Consider the following 21129-nt stretch of genomic DNA (forward strand, 5'->3'; position numbering starts at 1 on the left):
TAGGGCTTGTTAGGGACTTGCACCCATTAGAATAAGCTCATGCCGAGCATACCATAAAAAGAAATAGTGAACGCAGTGCGTCCACTATTTCTTTTTCTAATTTATCTCAACAATGAGATAGATTAGAGTTCAATACATTTAATCGTCATTATATCTCATTTAATAGAGCATTTTCATTATATGTGATCCTTGTTATGAAGTCTTCATACGAGTTACAATCTCTTGGTATAGAAACAGCATGTAAAGATAGAGTTCCCAAGTAGCTATCTTTATGCATCCTTTGAGAAATAACTTTATTGGCGTCACCAACATAAGGACATATAACACCACCCTTAGGTGCTTTTAATCTATACATATATGCCATAATCTGATGTACATCTTCGCGGTCAATGTCAAGGTGGTCCCCATTAATGGCAAGTCTTTTATATTTTGCATCAAGTACAATATCATCTTTCCAAAAATCAGGAAATCTTTGTCCTCCATGTTCAAAGAGATAGATTGCACCAATTCCTAACTTATTTTCAGGATGTGTAAATCCTACTTCGCACAATAGAGTGTTTAGATATTCTTCCCACAACCATGCCCCATCAAAGAGAATTCCGTAAATCCTGTCATCGTTAGTACCGTACTTGATTTCTTCCTGACGAAGAATTTGGACGCATATTTTTTGTAAAGCTGTGTATTCTGTATAAAAAGGATGATTACAAGGAAGTAGATTCTCTTGTATAATCTTTATTCTTTCTGTATGACAGTAAGATGGCGTATATGAAACAATCTTTTTGATGCAATCATCCACAACCTTGTCAGACGATAATATTATATTACCTGTCGGCATAGTTTTTATATATTCTATTGTGTGTCTGATGAGTTCCGTTATCGAATTGTCAAAACTGTATTCTTTTGTATCATATGCAACAGTTCCTCGGAAAGGAATATTCTCTCTAATGTGGCGACTGATGTCTATGGTACCATGAACATTAGCGTCATTGTGTCTGAATCTTCTGTATTGTTTATATACGCCTTGACGCATTGCTTTTTTCAACATAGCCGGGAACATATAAACAAGGAACTCTAAAACATTATCTTCTGATGATGTAAAATCTAGATTAAAGATATTGTACGAAAATACTTTCTGTAGCATATAGTGAAGAAAGTAATCGTGTCCATGATTGTCAAAACGTGAATATATCTTCAGTTGTTGGTTCTTGCGTCCTACAAACCCCATTATATTCCCCGTCTTTAATCTAGCAGAATTTTCATCTTCAGCATAGATATCTACAATTGTATTATCGCCAATCCTATCATCGGTATCATCTATGCTCAATGGGAAAATAAGCAGATGCTCATTTTCCTCACATAGTTGTCTGATGGGTTTGTTGGCAATAGGAAGTAGGTCTGCTGCTTCATGAAGAGGGCAGACCTTTCCTTTATAGTTATTATCTGGAATTGTTATCATTAGTCAACAATATCAACAGTTTCATTATTCAACGAATCAAAATACACGTTCTTAAACTCTTCTACTTTTGCTTCTGCATTGCTATAACCACGAAGATATTCTTTTAGAAGAACTTCTATATGCATATCCCATAATGCCGTAAAATCGCCATTATAGTGTTCTTTGTCTAACTTCAAGAAATAAGCTGGACCTATTTGATAAGCGGAGCCAAGACCTCGAGTTTTGAATATTTCTTTATTTAAAGCATTCATAACTCTGATAGCTTTTTCGCAAGTATCATGGTCAAGTTCTTCTGAAAGCATTTCTAAACGATCTTCTGGTTTTATCTCCTTCCATGCAAAACGTCTGCGCAAGGCAAAATCCATACTTTCCACGCTTCTGTCGATGTCGTTCATTGTTGCAAGAATATATACATTCTCTGGTACAAAGAATCCATCAGCAAAGACATCATCCTTATTAATGAGATTTTGATATTGTGTCTTTACTTTACCTTTCTCGCCCCTGTAGCCCGGGTCGATAGCATAGAAAAGTTCACCAAATATCTTAGACAGCTCGCCACGATTGATTTCATCAATAATAAACACATATATTGAATCTTTGCTTAAACGTAATAATCCTTTTTTGCAAAATGTTTTGAAAGCTCCATCCATTCGTTCAAAACCAAGCATGTCTCCTTTCTTTATCGGTCTTAATCCTTCTACAAAATCTGTATAGTCATAAGATGGATGAAACTGAACGAATTCTACTTCAGCATCCATAGCTTTAGCTATTTCTTTTGCCAGGAAAGTCTTGCCTGTCCCTGGAGCACCAGTAAGAACAAGATTCTTATTTGCTTTAAGAAGTTTAATATATGATTGAATATTTTCCATATTACGTGTTTGGATTTCTGATAAGTTTTTTAAAAAATCACGAACCTGCCATGGGTAAGTACAAATATCATAGACAGATTTATTTTTTAATTTATCTTTGAAATAAGACAATAGTAGATGGCTACTTTTGAACCAGCTGTTAAAATCAACTTCTGGAACGTCTTCAACCCCTGCATTTCGCAAGAGATTAAAAGTTTCATTTAAATAATCCTCTTGTATTATAGTACAAAGCAAGTTTGGCTGCAGTGAAGCTATAAGACGATTGGTGGCTGCCCTTCTGTCCTGATTAGTTCTTTGTCTTATAAATGTCTTGATATTATTATAGACATCCCATAATGGCTTATCTTGGCTTTCGGCAATTTCTTTCAACATTGGAGCCAATTCTTTCCAATCTTCCTTTATACTATTCTGTTCTTCTTTTGTAAAATAACCTTGCTTTAACGAAGATACACATTGATCTCCTCCTCGTTCAAAAAACTCGTGGAACAAGTTTTTGTCCCAGTCTTGCCAATTTTCGCAAGATTGGGCACTTTCTATAAATCTAGGCACATAGTAACTGTAGTTATCATGCCATTCTTGCCAAATTTCTATCTTGCTAATAATGTCTTGTAATTCCATAATTATATATACTATATTTTGACGTTATTTTAATATTTCTTGCCAATGCAAAAGCTGTTATAGATTCTTCAGGAATGTGGTCTTTCCACTTCCGTTGATTCCCATGATGATGTTGACATCATCATGGGGCTGGAACTGAACGTGGCGTTTGTTCCAAATTTCAATATCTATATGATTCAATATTATCTGTGCCATATTATCTGCGTTGTATTTTATTTATTGACTCTGACGAGTTATTCCTGCTGCCAAAAATCATTTCCGATGCAAAAGGGTTATTTCCCGATGCAACATGTGGATGTTGCTGATAGTTAAGCTTTTATCTTTTAAACGGTACAACTACCCTTTTTACAAGTGCAGAGAAAGTGGGCGACAAATGCAATGTGCTTATTCTCAGTCTGTTAGCGATAAAGTTGTACCGCTCCTTTTTAGCCTTTTTTGTAAGATTCTGGAAACAAATGCAATGCATTGTTTCTCAGCCTCTTCCGTTTCTTGTGTTACAGAACGCTTATCTGGTTGCAAAGATACAGATTTAAATTGGATTAGAGCAAACTATTATCTTAAAAAATATTATTCCACAGTTGCTTTTTTCGATAATTTTAATCGCACCACTTCATGTATCTTCATGTTGCAATTTATTCAGATATAAATGTAATCCTTACTTCTATCAATTATTTGTCCGGCTCCAATTCCTCTATTGCGCAAATGGCTTGTAGCTCGACCTTTTTAATGTGAGGATAAGTCTTCTTATAATTATCTGTCACATCTTTAAAGATACTCTCACCGTCACTATAGAATGTAGCCAAGACAACTTCTTTTCTCATCTCAATATAGTATAATGTTAATTGACGCAAAGATAATGTTTTAAAGTGACAATGCTGCATAAACGCCATAGTTTATGCATGGCTATGTCCTAATTTAGAAAAAATAAAGATAAAGCTATAACAAAGCTACCATTATGCCAACCGATAATCTGATGTTTTATTAAATGTATGCATGAAAGACTTATAGTAAGTGATTAAATCGGCAAAAACTGGAAAAATCAATATATTCTGACATATTCGTTTCTTTTTGCATAAATAACTTTAAAAATCATCCTTAATGTAAATGATTAGGGATGATTTTCGGCTTTTTTTTGTATTTTTGCTATTAAATATTGTATTATAACGACAATAATAAACGAAACGGATATGGTGACACAAAGTGAAGCAGCCCTGGAACAGGGACTGATAAAGACACTTCAAGATATGAGTTATGAATATGTCAAGATTGAAGAAGAAACAAATCTTGACCAGAACTTCAAGACTCAACTCGAAAAGCATAATAAGAAAGAACTTGCCCGTCATGGACGTACAAGTTTTACGGATAGTGAATTTGAAAAGATAAAAATTCACTTAGAGGGCGGTACTCGTTTTGAGAAAGCCAAGAAACTGCGAGACCTGTTTCCATTAGAATTGGAAACAGGCAAACGTGTGTGGGTTGAATTTCTCAATCGCCAGCAGTGGTGTCAGAATGAGTTCCAGGTTTCCAACCAGATTACAGTGGAAGGTAGAAAGAAGTGTCGCTATGATGTTACCATACTTATCAATGGTTTGCCTTTGGTTCAAATAGAGCTAAAGAAACGTGGCGTGGAGTTAAAGCAAGCTTACAATCAGATACAGCGCTACCACAAGACTTCGTTTCATGGCTTGTTTGACTACATACAGTTGTTTGTGATTTCAAATGGTGTGAACACTCGTTATTTTGCCAATAATCCTAATAGTGGCTACAAGTTCACGTTCAATTGGACTGATGCTGAGAATGTGCCGTTTAATGATCTCTCCAAGTTTGCATTGTTCTTCTTCGACAAATGTACCTTGGGTAAGATGATAAGCAAGTATATCGTTCTGCATGAGGGAGACAAATGCTTGATGGTATTACGTCCATATCAGTATTATGCCGTAGAGAAAATTCTAGATAGGGTGCAGAACTCTAACAAGAATGGTTATATATGGCATACTACTGGTGCCGGTAAGACTTTAACTTCATTCAAAGCGGCTCAACTTGTTTCTGAGATTGATGGTATAGATAAGGTGATGTTTGTCGTTGACCGTCACGATCTTGATACGCAAACACAATCAGAGTATGAGGCTTTTGAACCTGGGGCAGTAGATGGTACAGATAACACCTATGAGCTAATAAAGCGATTGAGTGGAAAGTCAAAGATAATCATTACCACCATCCAAAAGTTAAACTGTGCAGTTACTCGTGATGCTTACAACAAGCATTTGCAAGATGTCAAGAACCAGAAAGTAGTGATGATATTCGATGAATGCCACCGCAGTCATTTTGGTGATTGCCATAAGAATATTGTTGGTTTCTTCAAGAACTTACAGATATTTGGCTTTACTGGTACTCCAATATTCTCAGAGAATGCCAAGGGCGAGCATACCACGGCAGAGGTCTTTGGCGAGTGTCTTCATCGTTATTTGATAAAGGATGCTATTGCTGATGAGAATGTACTCGGTTTCCTTGTGGAGTATTATCAAGGTCAAGGCGATGTTGACTTGATGGAAGAACAGCGAATGAAGGAGATTGCTCAATTCATCCTCAACAACTTCAACAAGTCAACATACGAAGGTGATTTCAATGCTTTGTTTGCCGTCCAGTCTGTGCCTATGCTTTTGAAGTACTATGACATCTTCAAGTCATTACATCCTAAGATAAGAATAGGTGCTGTGTTCACATACGCAGCAAACGAAAGCCAAGATGATGATAACACTGGCATGAACAATGGTTTTGTTGACGACACGGTTACGAGTGACAAGCTGCAAACCATTATGGATGATTATAATAATATGTACGGAACTGCTTTTACAATAGACAATTTCAGTGCATATTATGATGACATCAATCTTCGCATGAAGAAGAAACGTGCTGACATGGAACCGTTGGACTTGCTGCTTGTCGTTGGTATGTTCCTTACTGGCTTTGATGCCAAGAAACTAAATACGTTGTATGTTGACAAGAACCTTGAATATCATGGTTTATTGCAGGCTTTCAGTCGTACGAATCGTGTTCTCAATGAGAAAAAGCGATTCGGAAAAGTTGTCTGCTTCCGTAATTTGAAGGACAATGTTGATAGAGCTATCAAGTTGTTCAGCAATACTGACGCTCCTGAGGCATTGGGATTCGTACTTCGTAAACCATTTGCTGATGTAAAGAAAGATTTGGATGAGTTATGCCAGAACTTTAAAGCGCGTTATCCGGACATGGCTTCCATTGACAAGTTGCAGAGTGAATATGACAAGCGCAATTTTATCCTCGCTTTCCGTGATATTATCAGAAAACATTCTGAGATTCAGGTGTATGAAGAGTGGAATGCCGATGATTCATCTTTGGTAATGACAGAGCAGGAATACAACGATTACCGCTCTAAATATCTTGATATGACGATGGGATTCATACAAGATGATGAGGATGACAAGAACGATGACAATGGCAAAGAAGATGAAGGAATGGCGCATGAAGACCCAACTACAGATATCGACGATATTGATTTCTGTCTGGAGTTGTTGCATAGTGATGTTATTAATGTAGCATATATACTGGAATTGATAGAAGACCTCAATCCTGCAAGCGATGATTATCAGATGAAACGACAGAATATCATCGACACGATGATAAAAGACCCAGCTATGCGCAATAAGGCTAAACTTATCGACCACTTCATCCGTGACAATGTTGATAATGACCAAGCTGGATTTGTAAAGTCGAAAGCTGATGGCAAGATGGATTTGGAGAGTCGTCTGACAACCTATGTTACTCAGGCACGAGCCCATGCGGTTACTTCATTGGCTACGGAAGTGGGAGTAAGTCAAGATGCACTTATTAAATATGTGCAGGAGTATGATTATTTACATCGGGAAAAGCCTGAAATTTTGCAGAAGGCTATCAAGGAGAAAAAGGGACTGCGTTTCTTGCAGCGTATTCATCTTAAAGAGTCATTGATTTTAAAACTGCGTAAAATTATCGAAACATTCAGTTGGGAATAAAAAAGAAAATTAAAAGAAAAAATATGAGTGAAGAATTACAACAAAAACTGCGTACGCAACTTTGGACAGTAGCCAATACTTTGCGTGGCAATATGTCTGCCAGTGATTTCATGTATTTCACTTTGGGCTTTATCTTTTATAAGTACTTGTCTGAAAAGATAGAAATGTGTATTGATGCTGAACTTGAAGAGGATGGAAGTAACTTTAAGGAAGCCTGGGCAAGTAATGAGGAAGAACTGAAGGAGGAGTTGAAGAAGTTTAGCATGAATGAACTCGGTTATTTTATCGAGCCAGAATACCTGTATTCTTCTGTAATAGAGGCTATCAATCGCAAGGAGAACATCCTTCCACAGCTGGAGCGTTCATTGAAGAAAATAGAGGACAGTACCATTGGACACGATAGTGAAGAGGATTTTGGTGGTTTGTTCTCTGATATAGACCTCGCTTCTCCTAAATTGGGAAAGACCGCAGAGGATAAGAACAATTTGATTAGTGAAGTATTGATTGCTCTTGATGGTATCGACTTCGGCTTAAACGAGGCTTCTGATATTGATATTCTCGGCGATGCTTATGAGTATATGATAGGTCAGTTTGCCGCAGGAGCTGGCAAAAAGGCTGGAGAATTCTACACCCCACAGGAAGTTAGTCAGATTCTTGCAGATATAGTTACTACAGGCAAAACACGCTTGAAAAATGTATATGACCCAACTTGTGGTTCAGGTTCATTGCTTCTCCGTACTGCTCGCAATGGTAAAGCTGATTTGATTTATGGTCAAGAGAAGAACCCTACGACATTCAACCTTGCCCGAATGAACATGTTGCTTCATGGAGTTAAGTTTAGTGACTTTGACATAGAGAATGGAGATACTCTTGAAGATGATGCTTTCCCTGAGGAACAGTTTGATGCGGTAGTAGCTAATCCGCCATTCTCTGCAGCCTGGAGTGCAGCGGAGAAATTTAATAATGATGATAGATTTAGCAAGGCTGGTGTCTTGGCTCCAAAGTCTAAGGCTGACTATGCATTCATACTTCACATGATCCATCATCTTAATGAAGGTGGAACGATGGCATGTGTTGCTCCTCATGGTGTTCTTTTCCGTGGTGCATCAGAAGGTAAGATTCGCCGTTTCCTCATTGAGAAGAAGAACTATATTGACGCCATCATCGGTTTACCTGCCAACATTTTCTATGGTACAAGTATCCCAACTTGTATTATTGTGGTAAAGAAGTGTCGCAAGGATGATGATAATATACTCTTCATAGATGCCAGCAAGGAGTTTGAAAAGATAAAGACACAGAATAAGCTTCGCCCAGAGCACATTAAGAAGATAGTTGATACCTATCGTGAGCGCAAGGAAATCGAGAAGTATAGTCATTTGGTAACTTTACAAGAGGTTGCCGACAATGACTATAACCTTAACATTCCTCGTTATGTAGATACGTTCGAGGAAGAAGAGCCTATCGACATTCATGCGGTCATGAAGGAAATCAAGGATTTGGAAGCTAAGCGTGCTGACCTCGACAAGCAGATTGATGTATATCTGAAAGAGTTGGGGCTGGTTGAGTAATTATCATCAGAAAATAAAGTGCGATGGAAGAGAATAATGTACCAAATATGCGTCCGACATTCGATGTAATTCGGAATGTGGATGACAAAGGAAAAGAATATTGGAGCTCTCGTGAACTCTGCAATGCGATGGGATATTCGGGGTATTGGAAATTCCAAAATGTAATAGACAAAGCAATTCGTGTTGCAGGTGAAAAGGGTATGAATATTGACGACCATTTCAACCATGTGGTTGAAATGGTCAAACTTGGTAGTGGTTCTTTCCGAAAGGTAGAAACGTTCTATCTTTCACGAATGGCTTGTATGATAATAGCAGAGAATGCAGATACAAGAAAGCCATTGGTGAAGCAAGCAAGAGAATATTTCTCGCAGTCTGTATCTACGACAGAGATTGTGCAGAACTCTTTGGAATCCAATATCTTACTATATAAGACTGCACAAGGTGAGACTCGCATTGAAGTGATATTCAACAGTGAGACCTTTTGGATGTCACAGAAAAGAATGGCTTCTTTGTTTGGAGTTGATAGGGCAACTATAGCCTATCATATTTCTCAGATTTATGAGTCTGGAGAATTGCAAAGAGAGGCAACTTGTAGAAAAATTCAACAAGTTCAACTTGAAGGTGAGCGTGATGTAGAGCGTGCTCCTTTGTTCTACAATCTTGATGTAATCATAGCTGTGGGCTATCGTGTGAACAGCTATCAAGCAACCCAATTCCGTATATGGGCAACTTCTGTATTGAAGGAGTTTGTTATCAAGGGATATGTGTTAGATGATGAGCGTTTGAAACAAGGTAAGCACTTTGGCAAGGATTACTTTGATGATTTGCTGGAACGCATTCGTGAAATTCGTACGTCAGAGCGTAGATATTATCAAAAGATAACTGACATTTACGCTGAGTGTAGTGCTGACTATGATGCAAAAGCTGAGAGTACCAAACTCTTTTATAAGATGGTACAGAATATGATGCACTTGGCTGTTACCAATCATACGGCAGCAGAGATTGTTTATGAACGTGCCGATGCAGAAATGCCACATATGGGCTTGACCACATGGAAAAAAGCACCTAATGGCAGAGTGCAGAAGTCTGATACGATTGTCGCCAAGAACTATCTTTCAGAAGATGAACTGTCTCAGCTCAATACAATAACAACAAGTTTTCTTGATCTTGCCGAATCTCGTGCACGGCGTCATATTATCACAACGATGGATGATTGGAAGCAACGCTTACAACAATTCCTTGCAACTATGGATTATGATGCAAAGAGTAGTGCAGGCAAGGTTTCCCAAGAGGAAGCAAGAGATAAGGCTTATTCTGAGTATGAGAAGTTTAAGGTTATTCAAGACCGTTCATATATCTCAGATTTCGACCGATTCAATAATGGCAATGATGATGATACACCATTGCTTCCGTTTGACATCGACCCAAAAGAAGAGTAAATACCAGTAGAGGAAAGTATAACAAACAATTAAGGATTTAAAATAACTATGGCAACATATAAAGAACAAAATAAACTGAATGTACCCCATTTGAGATTCCCGGAATTTCATGGGGAATGGGAGAAATGTAAGGTTTCTGACGTCTTGAACTTCTATTCTACAAACTCTTTGAGCTGGGATCAACTGGAATATGGAACAGATAATATGCTCAACTTACACTATGGGCTTATCCATGTTGGGCTACCAACAATGGTGGATTTGTCAAAGGATATTTTGCCTGCTATAAAGAAAGAAAATGAACCAAAGAACTTCGAGCTTTGCAAAGAAGGTGATATTGCTTTTGCTGATGCTTCAGAAGATACAAATGAGGTCGCAAAAGCGATAGAGTTCTACACTTTAGAAGACAAAGCGGTTGTATGTGGTTTGCATACGATACATGGAAGAGATAAATCCAACAAAACTGTTGTTGGATACAAAGGCTATGCTTTTTCCTCAACAGCATTTCATCATCAGATTCGCCGTATTGCACAAGGTACTAAAATATACTCGATTAGTGCAAAGAACTTCGCTGAATGTTATATTGGTATTCCTTCAAAAGAAGAACAAACTAAAATTGCCAAATTATTGCGTCTAATAGACGAGCGCATCGCTACCCAAAGCAAGCTGATTGAAAAGTTAGAGTCCCTAATCAAGGGAATTGCACAGAAGATAGTTCGCTGCAACAAGCCCAATGTTCGCTTATCAGAATGCTTGGAATGTAAATCTTCAACCCTGCAAGAAAGTGATGTGTATGAGCAAGGTACATATCCTGTATATGGTGCAAATGGCATCGTTGGTTACCTCGATAATTATAATACAGAGAGTGAAGCTGTTTATATTATCAAAGATGGTTCTGGTGTTGGAACAGTTTCCTACGTTACGGGCAAATGCTCTGCAACAGGAACTTTAAATACTTTACAAGAAAAAGATGGTTATTCTCTTCAATACTTTTACTATCTACTAAAAGTGTTCAATTTTGAACCTTATAAGACTGGTATGGCTATACCTCATATATACTTCAAGGACTATGGTAATGCACTGTTTTTTTGTCCATCATATACTGAACAACTTCAATATGCAAGACTGTTTTTTGCAATAGATAGCAAACTATCGGCAGAACAAAACATTAAAACAAATATTAGCTTGCAAAAACAATACTTACTTCGCGAAATGTTCATATGAACATTTCGCGAAGTAAGTATTGACGTAATTTCTTATATTGGCTCAAAAGCTTCATCTCGTTTTGTGAAAGCTTTATAAGCCATTGTACTTTTTTATAGAAGAAAGTTTGGTCGGAGTATGAAGGTATTCTAATTTTATAAGACAAAAAATCTTCTGGAGATACTGCCATTCTTTCATATACTGTACCTTGCTCAAATCTTCTCACTTTTTCTATAAAATTATGATTAGTCAGATATAACTCGATAAAACCTATATTGACATTTTTACAAACTTCAAAAGTTACATATATTGGCGAGAAGATTAAATCACCAAATGTGTTTCTACAAATAACCCCAAATTTTAAATTAGCGGGATTGTAGCAAATATCGTCAAGATGAGTTACCTTATATTTTTTATCTTCTTGTTTTACAAGAAAATCTCTATCCCAACGTCCTGTCTTAGGAAATATTCCATCTTTTGAAAGTGTTCCATGAATAAACTTACCATCTTTACAGCAATATTCATTTCTTTCTTTGAGGATGTCGCTTAGTCTAATAAGGTACGCTTCTTCTTGAACTGACAACTTTTCAAAATAATTGTTACATATTCCCTTGATTAAGGATTTTGAAGTTTGTAGGTCTGCGATTAGTAAACTTTTGTTCACGCGAAAGGATATGTTAGAAACAACTATACGTTTAGCGGATATTGCAACATTGAAAAATGGTTATGCATTCCAAAGTAGCAAGTATAACATACTGGGGAAGTGGAAGATAATTACAATCGCAAATGTGTCTGGCGGGCGATATATAAACGAAGAAGATTGCAATTGCATAATTAACTTGCCGAATGACATACAAGACCATCAAGTATTAAAAGAAGGAGATATTTTAATATCTCTCACGGGTAATGTTGGGCGTGTTTCTCTTTGTAAGAGTGGTGCCTATTTACTCAACCAGCGAGTAGGCTTGTTACATATTGAAGGAAATATAGACAAAGAGTTTCTATATCAAGTTCTCTCTTCTCGTAGATTCGAGAATAACATGGTTGCTTGTGGTCAAGGTGCAGCCCAAATGAATATTGGCAAAGGGGATGTAGAAAATTTTGTATTACCATATTCCTCAAAAGCCAATAATATTCATTTGGTTGCAAGAATACTACACTCATATGATGAATGCATCATTAATGAGCTACGAGAACTAACACTGCTAACCATGCAGAAGCAATATTTTCTTGCCCAGATGTTCATATAAACATCTGTGACAAGAAATAGTTCTTTTGTCTATTGAGCTGATCAAGTACTGATAACTCATTGTCAACTTTCGCATCAATGCCTTGCAGTGTTGATGCAATTTCTATATTGTGACTATATCCGTAAGTAGGAATCATTATTCCGCGAACAATATCTGCGTTAATATTGCTTTGTGTACCAGTTTCAAGGTACTTGTGGATGTGTCGATACCTAAAATATGACAAGTAGTAGTACAGATAATCCAATAAGTCTTTGTCTTTTAGTTGCATTGCAAACATTGCTTGACTTGTAGCAAGAGGCACTTCATTTATAGTTACCAAGCCAACTGATGCATACATTGACATAATCAAACTATACTCTGGAACTACCCATGCCGAAGATTTTTCTAATCCGTTTTGGCTCAAATGATTTTCTGTGCATCGGACATACTTACCTTGTTTTGTTATATCGTTAATACTCAAGAATGGTATTTCTCCATTATAGTATTCTTTATTTGTGGAAGTCGGAGTACCACCTGCCTTGCCTTTTGAAAACAAAGTATCTAATCTTTTCCATCCATTAGGCTTTTGAGCAAATAACAATTTACTAATCGCAGACTTTAGCTTCTTCAAATCCTCAATCAGCTTGCTTTGAGTAGCAATACGCTCATCCAACAAAGAGATAAATTTTATAAGTTTATCTTGCTCGTCTTGGCTCGGATAAGCAATATGAAATTTTTCTAATATATCATAACTTAGGTTTTGCTGCTTTGTTCCTTGGGCATATTTTATGCCTATAATATTGCCATGTTTCTTATACCAAGAATACAAAAACTCGTTTTTTACATCTCCTTTCTGAGTAAAAGCCATGCAAGCTTGACTTATTGTTGATTCTTTGCATGTAATAGAACCTGTACCACGAACCCCATCTGCTTCTAAACCATAAATAGCAATTACAAAAGTTCCTGGATGCAGCAACTTTAGATTATTTGCAGTTGCTGCATCTTCTGATATTTTCTCTTTTGTATCTGAAATGTAGTGCTCTTTTAATTCCCCACTAGTAATCCAATTCACATTGCCTTCAAAGTGCTCTTTATTCAATCGACTTGGAGTATTACCTGAGTATAGATCAAATTGCTCACCTATCGTACTAACACACCATTCCCCATGAAATTCCGGGAATCTCAAATGGGGTACATTAGGATGCAATTTTCCCTAATCATCTTTCGCCTTATTTATATAAGGGTCTATTCCCTTAAAATAATAACATGGTTAATAATAAAAAGACAATTAAGGAGATTGCAGACATCTGGAAAGAAGACAAACGCCAGTATGTCAAGCAATCAACGATGGCAGTATATTTGTTATCGTTGGAGAACCATTTGCTTCCGGTTTTTGGGGGCAAGATGGAAGTTACGGAAGAAGAGGTCCAGACTTTTGCCTTGGACAAGTTGAATCTTGGATTGAGCCAAAAAAGCATCAAGGACATGCTCATTGTTTTGAAAATGGTGGTTCGTTTCGGAGAGAAGCAAGGTTGGCTCAATCATGTAGAGTGGAAAGTTAAGTTCCCTGCCAATCAGCCAAAGGCTACATTGCCAATCTTGACAAAGGCGCATCAAAAGAAGCTGATGGACTATCTCAAAGACAATTTCACGTTTCCTAATTTGGGGATACTTGTTTGTCTTTCTACTGGACTTCGCATTGGAGAAGTTTGCGCCTTAAAATGGTCTGACATTAATATGGACACAGGATTACTTCATGTTAATCGCACCATCGAGCGCATTTATATTGTGGATTCTGATAAACCACATACGGAGATTGTGATTAATACTCCTAAGACAAAGAACTCTTTGCGTGAGATTCCTTTGAGTAAAGAACTTGTCAGAATTTTTAAGTCTTTGATGAAGGTGGTGAACAAGGACTACTATGTTCTCACGAACAACACAAAACCGACTGAGCCAAGAACGTATCGCAACTATTTTAACAAGCTATTGAAGCAGTTGGATATTCCGCGATTAAAATTCCATGGGCTACGCCACAGTTTTGCTACTCGCTGTATTGAGAGTCATTGCGATTACAAGACTGTTAGTGTTCTTTTGGGACATGCCGATATTAGTACTACGCTTAACCTTTATGTTCATCCGAATGAAGAGCAGAAGCGAAGTTGCATCGACAAGATGATGCGATATATGAAGTAGCGTTACCGTTAGAACGTTCTAACGTTTATTCAAATGAATGATATACATAGAAACATATATTTAATTATACAATACTTTCTGTCTGTATATCAATACGACAATGAATCAGTACGTCAGTAAGTCACTCATCATCATATTTGCAAATCAATACTTACCGATAGGTTGATTCAGATACTCGACTTTGGAGAGGTATCTACCGATAGGCAAGTGCTTTCGAGAGTAACTCGAAAGGTTTTGAGTAACTCAAAACATAACTTGCTATCGTCAGATACCTCGATTTTTCAAATCATCTCAGAGTCTGAAACCACGTTGCCTTTTAGGAGTGCGGAAACGTGGTTGAGGCTCGTCAATAATTTCGAGTTTGAAGACATCTATCAATTTCCGAATGGCAGGATTCTGTTTGATGAGGGCTTGAAGTTTTGCTTCTGCAGGCTTGATTTTGAGCAAATAATCAGCAATGTCTAAGCCTTTAGCTTTATCTTCTTCGCAGGCTTGATGCTCTAAAAAGTCGAAAAGCGTTGCACGGATGCCGAGAACTTGCATCTTTGGCAGCTTATCTTGCCAAACTGTTGTCGCTCCCAAATCAGGGAATAAGACCACATCTCTGTTTTTCAGAACAGATAACGACTTCGTGTTAAAGCAACCATTCTTACCACCACTTGCTATCCATAAGAATTGAGGAAGATAGTAGGAGGCTATCAAGGCTGTCTTCTCACTTTCAACCAATGCTATAGGCTTGGTCTTGTCTTTATTGATAAGATGTTCGCCAAAGAAGCATTGACAGAGATTGAAATCCTTGTGGGGGATAAGCGAGTGTACCCATGAAATATGGTTGTATGGTTCTTTTACTCGCTTACCAGTCTCGGGATAATAGAGCATTACCTTACCAGTTCTCACCTTGCCTTGATTGTCAACTTGCCAAAATACCGTGGCACCAGTCCAGTGTTTGGAAGTTCCGACATGATATTTCTCCATCAAAGAAAGAGTAGCTGTTTCACCGAATTGAGAAGATAGAAACAAGAAAAGGTTGTTTGCCTCATAACATTTAAGAGAACTTCGCATGATGTTCTCGTCTATATAAGAAGTGGGTAATGGCTTCGGCATTTCTCTCTTCTTATATGAAATAGTCTCATCCTTTGTAAATGTCTCATTCTTCTCGGGATTCTTCTCAAAAAAATCCTTGGGAGTGAAGTGATAACCACAACTTTGCTCATGGTTGCAACGACCCACGTAAGGAGAAAACTCAATCTTCCCTTCTGTGTCAATATATCGGGCGAAGCTACGTTTCTTATGACATTCTGGACATGTATGTCGGGTAGCGATGCCTTTGTATGGCTCTAATATGAATCTATGTGTACTCATTTCATTTCTTTTTTTTATGTGGCGGTTCTGTCGGTTTTGTCGCTTTTGGTATTAAAACCGTCAAAAGCGACAAAACCGACAATACCGTCACGAGTTAATCTTTGAATATTCTCCATGCTTCTCTTTGCGAAATAGGACTCCGATGTTATCATTCAGAAATCTTTCCAATGTCCTTGACTTCATGTCGTTCTCTTTGGCGACATCATGAGCTTGGGCTGTAGTGAATGTTGCAGGAAGATGGTTGACGATTGCTTGTTGTTGAGCGGTGAGCATATTCTCGTTGAGGATTTTTTGTACTGATATGGCAGAGTTCTTGAAATAATCTGTCAATCGGATGGCTCGCTCTACACTCAGCAGGTCGATGGCTTCCTTATCACATTCTCCACACGTCCATCGTGCCAATTGAATGATCAGACAGAAACGGATGATGTATATCTCCAACTTGCAATAGATGCTGACAATTGTATCATTTGTTTCATTGTCGCATTGCTCGGAGAAATGATGCTGCCATTCATAGAGCCTTGCCTTAGCTTCTTCTGTGAATGATAAAACATGAGGCTCGATTTCCTGTTGCTCATTTATTGGACACTCCATATCAATAAGGTGTTGAATGATGGTTTGCCAATCTCGCTCTATATTATCGGGCAACTCTCGGTCACTCCATCTCGCTTTCTGCTGAAGGTTAGGCATGACGAACAAAATGCGATCGATGAAGCCGTTGCTGGAGCGTTCGCCTTTCGCCAACTCACTAAGTATCTTCTTTTGGATGGTTCCGATTACTGAGATATAGGGGCGTTTAATGAAAATGGAACTCTTGGAACTTCTTCTGTCTGATATGGTTGTCTTGGCGCTAAAGACAGATAGCCAGAACTGTTCCTCTGAACCATTGTTATAGCGGTTGAAGTTCTTGAACCATGCAGACAACTCGTCTGTCCATAGGCACAAACCCCTCTTGTTCTGCGCATGAATATAGCTCAAGCCTTCTGGTGTGACATCAGAGACCAAGAAACGTTTGCGTACAGGTTCTTGCGGAAATCCATCCTCTCCATTTTCAATGCGTTCCTTGCGAGACATGCACATCTTTTCCTCAAACTTACTGTATTGCTCCTCGAACAACTTGTTTTGCTCATAGTCGTAATCGAGGAATGGCTTCATAGCGAAGCTAAGTGGGTGGCTCTTGTTGGCTCCAGGTCTTCCGATAAGAGCCATGTATAAGATAGGACTTTCAAGCCAACCTTGTTTCATCTGTGCCAAGTGCGTGTTGCCGATACCAACAGCCAATGCAGTGAGTATGGCTGCTGATATATAGTCGGTAGGAAAACTGTGGCATTCGTGTACCTCCTTGATGATTCTCTGAATCTTGGCAGGAAAGATGCTTACGGGAAACTGGCTACCTGATAGGCGAGTACTCATATCAATAGCCTTATCCATGATAATCATTGGATTGATGGAAGTTTCCTTATTGTTATTTAAAGCTGTCATTTGGTATAGAGTTAAAAATTATACATTGACTTGGGTTTGCGCTTCATTCCTCCTTGCATGGCTTTTAGCATTTCAGAATGGTTCTGCTCCTTGGTAGCTTTTCGACCATTCTCAATCCATGCAAGCAGCTCATCCTTATAGAAGTATAGCTTCTTACCTTTTTTATAGGATGGCAGAATGCCTTGGTTAACCAATCGATAAATGGTTGGCTTCGACTTCATTATAATAATAGCAGCCTCATCAATCTCAACCAATATATGGTTATTTGCTGATGATGTAGGTTGAAGTGCTGATACCATTTGCTTCAACTCGATAACTTGTTCTGTTAAATAAGATACCGCTTGTGGTAACTTATCAAAGGTGATACATTCATTTATCATATCTGTTCTATTTTTATTATTCGGGTACAAAGTAAATGAGTTATGTAATGGGGATAAATATCACTGAGATATAACCTCTGAATAACTGCTCAATGCTTATCAGCAACAATAATGTGTCTTGATTCCGCCTTGAACATCTAAGCATGGTAGTAATTCTATGATGCAGGTACCTTCCATTCTTAACTTCCTTATAATAGTGGATATTTCCACATCAACCAGCGCATCAGCAAAAACTTGTTTTATAAAGGTTGCTGTATCAATGCCTTTCTTCTTGAAGAGATTTCCTATATTCCAAGCATAATGCATTAAGTCTATAGTACGAATAGCCTTGTCAACAATCAATGAATGATGTCTCATGTGTGTAGAGGCACAACACTGGAAAATAGCGATGTTGTCACAAAGTTGGTTCAAATGCTCCTCCCTCATGTAGGCAGCAAAAGTTCTTCTGGTATAATCGATAGCTGAGTTTAACAAGACCTTTTCCTTCTTGGCTTTGTCTTCCAATGCTTCCTGTCTCAACTGTTCATAGCTTGTAATACAAGAAGAGGCTTCATCTGCATAGACGAAAGTTACATCTTCCAGGTTTAGCTCTTCCCCCTCGTCATATGTATTTGTTTCATTGATGGCAATAGAAGACAGACGCTTTCTTTCTGTATTGTTTACTGTATTACAAAAGATATGCTTAAACCATGGGGCAAGTAATCGTACGATACTATCTAATGCATGGAGATAAACAACCATCAGTATGGTGGTTGAGATAACGAACGTCAAGTTGCAGCTAAAGGTGTCTACACCATATTGCATAGCTTCGTTGCGAACAAGTGCACCAATGATAGACATTGCACACAAAACCAATAAATGCTGTGTCAAAAATTCTTTTTTAAACTGTTTCATATTGCGTATTATTAATCATTTGTGGCGCAAAAATAGGAAAAACTGCAGAAACTGACACGTGAGTCATGCGTGACTCACGTAAAACTTTTAGGAGCCTTTAACTAAAAAGCCCGATATTGAACATTTTTTCAATATCGGGCACCATGAAATGAATGCAATGGTTTTATTTAAGAGAAATCTTATTTGCTGTCTCTCTTTTCTTTGCGTTCACGAGGTCGGCATATATCTGTGTTGTGCTTACATTCTTATGGGTAAGCATCTTCGAAACCGTGTAAATGTCTGTGCCTAAGGCGATTTGGATTGTTGCATACGAGTGCCGGAAGCAATGCACAATTTAAGCAAAAGCAACTGAAAGTGAAGATGAGAGAAATGAACTGCAAGTGGTTGAGAATGAGCAATATTTCATAATTCTGCCAATTGTCTGCAAAGCAAAGCCGAGCAGGATATTGAGTTATTTCAGTTACCAAACCGTTAGCGGTCAGTTACCGAAACCAACACTGCTAACGAGGTGAAAAGCAAATAGTTTGTCACCAGTGTTTGTTGCACTGTTCTGCACAACTTTCAATGACGGAGAATGCTTACTGATTGATTATTTTTGCAAACTAAAAAAGTAAGCAGATGAAAGTTGAAAAATTCAAGGTGCTGCTCTACCTCAAAAAGAGCGGATTGGACAAGAACGGTAAAGCTCCCATCATGGGACGCATCACCCTCAACCGAACAATGGCGCAGTTCGGTTGCAAGTTGTCATGTACGCCAAAGTTATGGAATCCACGTGAGAGCAGACTTGACGGCAAGAGCAAGGAGGCTGTGGAAGTGAACGCCAAGATTGACAAGCTGTTGCTGGCAATAAACTCAGCCTACGAGTCACTTGTGGAGCGCAAGACGGATTTTGACGCAAAGGCGATAAAGGATCAGTTTCAATGCAGTGCAGACACTCAGATGACCTTGTTGAAGCAGCTTGACGCCATCATTGCGGATATTGAGTCAAGAATCGGCATCGACTACAAGAAAGGCACGCTTCCAAACTACCAGTACACCCGCCTGACATTGGGATTGTTCGTCAAGAAGCGTTATGGAACTGACGATGTGGCATTCGGTGAGCTTGACGAGCAGTTTATCCGTGAGTACATGGACTTTTGCTTGGACGAGAGAGGTCTTGCACTTGATACAGTCCGCCACTATCTCGCCATCTTGAAGAAGACCTGCCGAATAGCTTTCAAGGCAGGACACTCCGAGCGTTATCATTTCATGCACTTCAAGTTACCTCAAAAGAAAGAGAATCCACCAAAGGCATTGACACGTGAGGACTTCCTGAAAATTCGTGACCTCGAAATACCAGAGCGAAGAAAATCTTTGGCTTTGACCCGTGACCTTTTTCTTTTCGCTTGCTATACAGGCACGGCTTATGCCGATACAGTTTCCGTCACGGAAGAAAACCTCTTTCGTGATGAGGAGGGCAGCCTTTGGCTGAAATACCATAGAAAGAAGAACAAGATGCTTGCACGTGTGAAGTTACTGCCAGAGGCGCTTGCCATGTTGGAGAAATACAAAGACCCGACAAGACCTACTCTTTTACCGCCACAGGAATTTCGAGTGCTGAGAGGTAACATGAAAAGTCTCCGAGTACTATCTGGCATAAGTATGGATTTGGTCTATCATGTTGGACGGCACAGTTTCGCATCGCTCGTTACGCTCGAAGAAGGTGTTCCGATAGAGACTATCAGCAAAATGCTTGGTCACAACAACATTCAGACCACGCAAATCTATGCACGTGTCACCCCGAAAAAGCTATTTGAGGATATGGACAAGTTCATCGAAGCCAACAAGGATTTCAAGTTTGTCCTGTAATATTATCACAAAATAAGAAAGGAACATAACAATGAGAAGTACATACAAGCAGTTTTATTATATCAACCGTGGCAGAGTAAAGGCAGACGGAACCACATCTATATTTTGCCGTATCACGATTGACGGTAAAGTGTCAGCCATAGCAACAGGTCTGTACTGTGCTCCCGAAGAATGGGACACGAAAAAAGGTGAAGCCAAGAATGCAAGAGTGAACGGACAACTGCAAGCGTTCAGACAAAGAATTGACGAAGCCTACGAGCAGGCAACAAAGGAAAAGGGCATCGTTACCGCCGAGATTCTGAAGAATGTTATTGTTGATGCAAATACTATCCCGATGACATTGCTTGCCACTGGCGAGGAGGAGCGTGAACGCCTTAGGCTGCGCTCCATCCGTATTAACTCAACATCTTCTTATCGCCAATCGAAGACATCGCAGCTAAACTTGCGAGAGTTCATCGGGTTAAGAGGAATGAATGACATTGCATTTGAAGATTTGACTGAAGAATTTGGCAAATCTTATAAGTTGTTCTTGATTGGCAAAGGGTATAGTGCATCCA

General features: G+C 38.6%; 16 protein-coding genes and 2 pseudogenes. 8 read left to right on the forward strand and 10 right to left on the reverse strand.

Going from position 1 to position 21129, the window contains the following annotated elements:
• Positions 1-148: 148 nt before the first annotated feature.
• Genes F7D47_RS00925 through F7D47_RS00935 form a run of 3 tightly spaced genes read right to left on the reverse strand, consistent with a single transcriptional unit; the run spans position 149 to position 3138 of the window.
• A complete protein-coding gene (locus F7D47_RS00925; protein ID WP_153086052.1) occupies positions 149-1456 on the reverse strand; it encodes a 5-methylcytosine restriction system specificity protein McrC in 1308 nt (435 codons plus the stop codon).
• Entirely contained in the window at positions 1456-2943 is a 1488-nt protein-coding gene (locus F7D47_RS00930; RefSeq protein WP_228113339.1) for an McrB family protein, read from the reverse strand. Before F7D47_RS00930 ends, F7D47_RS00925 begins: the two co-directional genes overlap by 1 nt.
• Before the next feature lie 57 nt (positions 2944-3000).
• Entirely contained in the window at positions 3001-3138 is a 138-nt protein-coding gene (locus F7D47_RS00935) for an ABC transporter ATP-binding protein (protein ID WP_153086053.1), read from the reverse strand.
• 992 nt (positions 3139-4130) lie between these two features.
• Between F7D47_RS00935 and F7D47_RS00940 the strand changes: the two genes are divergently transcribed.
• From F7D47_RS00940 to F7D47_RS00955, 4 genes are read left to right on the forward strand one after another with little or no spacing between them, the layout of a single operon-like run.
• Positions 4131-6974 carry a type I restriction endonuclease subunit R, EcoR124 family gene (locus tag F7D47_RS00940; RefSeq protein ID WP_153086054.1) on the forward strand — a complete coding sequence of 948 codons (2844 nt, stop codon included), beginning with the start codon at positions 4131-4133 and terminating at the stop codon, positions 6972-6974.
• A gap of 23 nt (positions 6975-6997) precedes the next feature.
• Positions 6998-8542, forward strand: coding sequence for a type I restriction-modification system subunit M (locus F7D47_RS00945; RefSeq protein WP_153086055.1), 1545 nt, complete (start codon positions 6998-7000; stop codon positions 8540-8542).
• Between the two features lie 23 nt (positions 8543-8565).
• Entirely contained in the window at positions 8566-9981 is a 1416-nt protein-coding gene (gene rhuM / locus F7D47_RS00950; protein WP_194252576.1) for a RhuM family protein, read from the forward strand.
• Positions 9982-10029: 48 nt separating this feature from the next.
• Positions 10030-11202, forward strand: coding sequence for a restriction endonuclease subunit S (locus tag F7D47_RS00955; RefSeq protein WP_153098414.1), 1173 nt, complete (start codon positions 10030-10032; stop codon positions 11200-11202).
• Here the strand turns inward: F7D47_RS00955 and F7D47_RS00960 are convergent.
• Entirely contained in the window at positions 11195-11845 is a 651-nt protein-coding gene (locus F7D47_RS00960) for a restriction endonuclease subunit S (RefSeq protein WP_194253062.1), read from the reverse strand. The two genes, F7D47_RS00955 and F7D47_RS00960, sit on opposite strands and share 8 nt — an antisense overlap.
• A gap of 10 nt (positions 11846-11855) precedes the next feature.
• On the opposite strand from F7D47_RS00960, the gene F7D47_RS00965 reads away from it, so the two are divergent.
• Complete coding sequence (locus F7D47_RS00965; RefSeq protein ID WP_228115330.1) at positions 11856-12431, forward strand: restriction endonuclease subunit S; 576 nt, start codon at positions 11856-11858, stop codon at positions 12429-12431.
• On the opposite strand, the gene F7D47_RS00970 is transcribed toward F7D47_RS00965, so the two are convergent.
• Positions 12424-13617, reverse strand: coding sequence for a restriction endonuclease subunit S (locus tag F7D47_RS00970; protein WP_153108134.1), 1194 nt, complete (start codon positions 13615-13617; stop codon positions 12424-12426). The genes F7D47_RS00965 and F7D47_RS00970 overlap by 8 nt on opposite strands.
• 59 nt (positions 13618-13676) lie before the next feature.
• Between F7D47_RS00970 and F7D47_RS00975 the strand changes: the two genes are divergently transcribed.
• Positions 13677-14606 carry a tyrosine-type recombinase/integrase gene (locus F7D47_RS00975; RefSeq protein ID WP_153086059.1) on the forward strand — a complete coding sequence of 310 codons (930 nt, stop codon included), beginning with the start codon at positions 13677-13679 and terminating at the stop codon, positions 14604-14606.
• 291 nt (positions 14607-14897) lie between these two features.
• Here F7D47_RS00975 and F7D47_RS00980 read toward each other — a convergent pair whose 3' ends face one another.
• The 5 genes and pseudogenes from F7D47_RS00980 to F7D47_RS01000 form a co-directional block, all read right to left on the reverse strand.
• The gene (locus F7D47_RS00980; RefSeq protein WP_153086060.1) at positions 14898-15968 is read right to left on the reverse strand and encodes a DUF6371 domain-containing protein; all 1071 of its coding nucleotides are present in this window, start codon (positions 15966-15968) and stop codon (positions 14898-14900) included.
• Between the two features lie 87 nt (positions 15969-16055).
• Positions 16056-17450 (reverse strand): YfjI family protein, encoded by a 1395-nt coding sequence (locus F7D47_RS00985; RefSeq protein ID WP_153086061.1) that lies wholly within the window; start codon positions 17448-17450, stop codon positions 16056-16058.
• An 11-nt stretch (positions 17451-17461) separates the two neighbouring features.
• Complete coding sequence (locus tag F7D47_RS00990; RefSeq protein WP_153086062.1) at positions 17462-17830, reverse strand: helix-turn-helix domain-containing protein; 369 nt, start codon at positions 17828-17830, stop codon at positions 17462-17464.
• 99 nt (positions 17831-17929) lie between these two features.
• Positions 17930-18724: a hypothetical protein gene (locus F7D47_RS00995; RefSeq protein WP_153086063.1), complete on the reverse strand. Its 795-nt coding sequence runs from the start codon at positions 18722-18724 to the stop codon at positions 17930-17932.
• A 163-nt stretch (positions 18725-18887) separates the two neighbouring features.
• Positions 18888-19052, reverse strand: a pseudogene (locus F7D47_RS01000) (tyrosine-type recombinase/integrase); the annotation flags it as partial.
• Between the two features lie 290 nt (positions 19053-19342).
• Between F7D47_RS01000 and F7D47_RS01005 the strand changes: the two are divergent.
• On the forward strand, positions 19343-20572 hold the full coding sequence (locus tag F7D47_RS01005) for a site-specific integrase (protein ID WP_153086064.1): 1230 nt from the start codon (positions 19343-19345) through the stop codon (positions 20570-20572).
• A gap of 31 nt (positions 20573-20603) precedes the next feature.
• A pseudogene (locus F7D47_RS01010) lies at positions 20604-21129 on the forward strand (phage integrase SAM-like domain-containing protein); the annotation flags it as partial.

The sequence above is a fragment of the Segatella copri genome (assembly GCF_009494835.1).
Lineage (GTDB): Bacteria > Bacteroidota > Bacteroidia > Bacteroidales > Bacteroidaceae > Prevotella > Prevotella copri_F.

Coding starts and splice junctions, on each gene's coding strand:
- F7D47_RS00940 (WP_153086054.1), top strand. CDS start 4,131: ATGGTGACACAAAGTGAAGCAGCCCTGGAACAGGGACTGATAAAGACA.
- F7D47_RS00930 (WP_228113339.1), bottom strand. CDS start 2,943: ATGGAATTACAAGACATTATTAGCAAGATAGAAATTTGGCAAGAATGG.
- F7D47_RS00980 (WP_153086060.1), bottom strand. CDS start 15,968: ATGAGTACACATAGATTCATATTAGAGCCATACAAAGGCATCGCTACC.
- F7D47_RS00995 (WP_153086063.1), bottom strand. CDS start 18,724: ATGAAACAGTTTAAAAAAGAATTTTTGACACAGCATTTATTGGTTTTG.
- F7D47_RS00945 (WP_153086055.1), top strand. CDS start 6,998: ATGAGTGAAGAATTACAACAAAAACTGCGTACGCAACTTTGGACAGTA.
- F7D47_RS00935 (WP_153086053.1), bottom strand. CDS start 3,138: ATGGCACAGATAATATTGAATCATATAGATATTGAAATTTGGAACAAA.
- F7D47_RS00990 (WP_153086062.1), bottom strand. CDS start 17,830: ATGATAAATGAATGTATCACCTTTGATAAGTTACCACAAGCGGTATCT.
- F7D47_RS00955 (WP_153098414.1), top strand. CDS start 10,030: ATGGCAACATATAAAGAACAAAATAAACTGAATGTACCCCATTTGAGA.
- rhuM (WP_194252576.1), top strand. CDS start 8,566: ATGGAAGAGAATAATGTACCAAATATGCGTCCGACATTCGATGTAATT.
- F7D47_RS00985 (WP_153086061.1), bottom strand. CDS start 17,450: ATGACAGCTTTAAATAACAATAAGGAAACTTCCATCAATCCAATGATT.
- F7D47_RS01005 (WP_153086064.1), top strand. CDS start 19,343: ATGAAAGTTGAAAAATTCAAGGTGCTGCTCTACCTCAAAAAGAGCGGA.
- F7D47_RS00965 (WP_228115330.1), top strand. CDS start 11,856: ATGTTAGAAACAACTATACGTTTAGCGGATATTGCAACATTGAAAAAT.
- F7D47_RS00925 (WP_153086052.1), bottom strand. CDS start 1,456: ATGATAACAATTCCAGATAATAACTATAAAGGAAAGGTCTGCCCTCTT.
- F7D47_RS00975 (WP_153086059.1), top strand. CDS start 13,677: ATGGTTAATAATAAAAAGACAATTAAGGAGATTGCAGACATCTGGAAA.